At 63.4% G+C, this 2316-nt stretch carries 3 protein-coding genes; all 3 read right to left on the reverse strand.

The features are described 5' to 3' along the window. Window positions 1-80 precede the first annotated feature (80 nt). Complete coding sequence (gene scpB, locus AC0AP0_RS12165; RefSeq protein ID WP_490430664.1) at window positions 81-743, reverse strand: SMC-Scp complex subunit ScpB; 663 nt, start codon at window positions 741-743, stop codon at window positions 81-83. After that, complete coding sequence (locus AC0AP0_RS12170; protein WP_490430665.1) at window positions 740-1543, reverse strand: segregation and condensation protein A; 804 nt, start codon at window positions 1541-1543, stop codon at window positions 740-742. The genes scpB and AC0AP0_RS12170 overlap by 4 nt, the downstream gene beginning before the upstream one ends. Then, window positions 1540-2316 (reverse strand): ParA family protein (locus tag AC0AP0_RS12175; RefSeq protein ID WP_490430666.1); only part of this gene is annotated, 777 nt, incomplete at its 5' end. The genes AC0AP0_RS12170 and AC0AP0_RS12175, both read right to left, overlap by 4 nt.

Here is a 2316-nt window from a genome sequence, read left to right on the forward strand (position 1 = left end):
CCACCGGCCTAGCTGCCGGCTGGCGTGGTCCAGGAATTGGACAAACAGAGACAAGTGTAACCGCCTTGTGTGACAGGTGTTCACTCCTCCTCGCCCTGGGGCGAACCCTGGGCAGGATCCGGAGATTCGGGTTGCCCAGACAGCTCCTGGCGGGCTTGGGCCAGAGCCGAGTCTTCATCGGGCAGGAAGGGGGCCAGGGAGGGCAGATCCTCCAAGGATTGCAGGCCCATCCGTTCAAGGAAGAGGTCGGTGGTAACCAGCAGCGCGGCGTGGGTCTGCTCATCCAGGCCCTCCTCCCGGACCAAGCCACGCACCAGCAGGGCCCGGATGACCCCGTCTGAATTGACCCCGCGAATCTGGCCCACCTGGGCACGGGTCATGGGCTGGCGATAGGCCACGATGGCCAGGGCCTCCAGGGCCGCCTGGGAAAGTCTGGCCGTCTGACCGTCCTTGACGAAAGCCGCCACCACGGGCTGGTAGACGGCCCGGCTGGTCAGCTGCCAGCCTCGGGCGGTCCGACGCAGTTCGAATCCTCGATCGCTATAGGATTCGGCCAGCGATTCCAGGGCGACATTGACCGGACCCGGATCCACGGCCAGCACCCGGGAGAAGTCCTCTGCAGTCAGCGGCCGATCCGTGGCCACCAAAATAGCCTCCAGACAGGCGGCCAGCCCGCCGGGAAAGTCCTGCACGTCGAAGTCCACATATTCGGGACGGGTATCGGGAGCCGAGGATTGGCTCATGCGAAGTCCCCCTCACTGATCAAGGCCGTTTCCGGCTCCTGGATAGGCCCAACCCAGCGCAGATAGAGCGGTTGGTAGGGGCCATCCTGACGGTACTGGATCAGCTCCTGCCTAAAGAAAATCAGCACAGCCAGGAATCGGGCCACCACCTGCGCCCGGCCCTTGGAGGAGGCGACCAGGTCGGCGAAAGCCACAGGCTGACCGGGCTGCGCCAGCAGGGCCTGGCGAACCTGGTCGGCCTCCTTGTTCAGGTCGACCAGGGGCACATGCAGCTGGTCCAGACGAACCTCTGAGGCCGGAGCGTTGACCAGGGCATTGGCGCAGAGCAGGGCCAGATCCTCCGGTTTCAGGGTCCAGACCAGATCAGGCAGCAGATGGGCCAGCTGGGGCTCCAGATGGCCGGGATGCGGGTAGCGGCCCGAGTTGGCGGCCAGCCTGGCTCGAAAGTCCTGTCCAGCCTGCTTGAAGGCCCTGTACTGCAGAAGTCTGGCAAAGAGCAGATCACGCTCACGAAGGGCATCCATGGAGGCCTGGTCACGCATGGATTCGTCCTCCACAGGCAGGAGGGCAGCGCTCTTGGCCTCTACCAGAACAGAGGCCACGTCCAGGAAGGCGCTGGCCTGATCCAGACCCTGACTGAAGTCCAGTGTGCGCACGTAGTCCAGAAACTCCCCAGTGATGGAGGCCAGCGAAACCTCTGTCAGGGAGAGCTTTCGGTTGGCCAGCATGCCCAGCAGCAGGTCGAAGGGCCCCTGGTAGACATCCAGGTCGACGGCGAAGCCGTCCGCTGATCCGCTCACGCCACGATGCCGCGGGCGATCAGCTCCCGGGCAACCTCCCGATACTCCTTGGCGGTCTTGTGCTCGGGTGCGAACATAGTGATGGGCTCACCGGCCACCGTGGCGTCGGGCAGCTTGATGGACCGGCTGATGATGGAGTGCAGGACCTTGCCCCTGAAGGCCTCGTAGATACGCTGAAGCACCTCGTCCGAATGCAGGGTCTTGGTGTACATGGTGACCAGAACACCGTAAACCTGCAGGTCAGGATTGATGCGGCTACGGACCTTCTCAATGGATTGCATGAGCAGTGCCACGCCGCGCAGGGCGAAGAACTCGGCCGCCACGGGAATGATGACCCCGTCCGCGGCAGTCAACGCATTGACGGTCAGCAGTCCAAGCGAGGGCTGGCAGTCGATGATGATGGCATCATATTCCTGCCGCAGGGGCCGGATGGTGGCTGCTAGAGCCTGTTCCCTACCGACCTCGGTAACCAGCTGAATCTCGGCGGCCGACAGATCAATATTGGCCGGGATGATGTCCAGCCCGTCAAAACGGGTGTGCCTGACTACCTCGTGAACATCCAGTGACGGGTCGAACATGGCAGTGTAAATGGTGTTGTCCACGCTGTTGGCATTGATGCCTAGACCCACAGTGGCCGCACCCTGGGGGTCGAAGTCCACAATCAGCACCCGTCGCCCATACTGGCACATGGCCCCGGCGATGTTGATCGATGAGGTGGTCTTGCCCACACCGCCCTTCTGGTTGCACATGGCGAGGACACGGGCCGGGCCGTG

It is taken from the genome of Bifidobacterium sp. POST2/T3 (B1) (assembly GCF_058197115.1).

Excerpts from the sequence above, each read along its gene's own strand:
- scpB (WP_490430664.1), bottom strand. The coding sequence starts at position 743 with ATGAGCCAATCCTCGGCTCCCGATACCCGTCCCGAATATGTGGACTTC.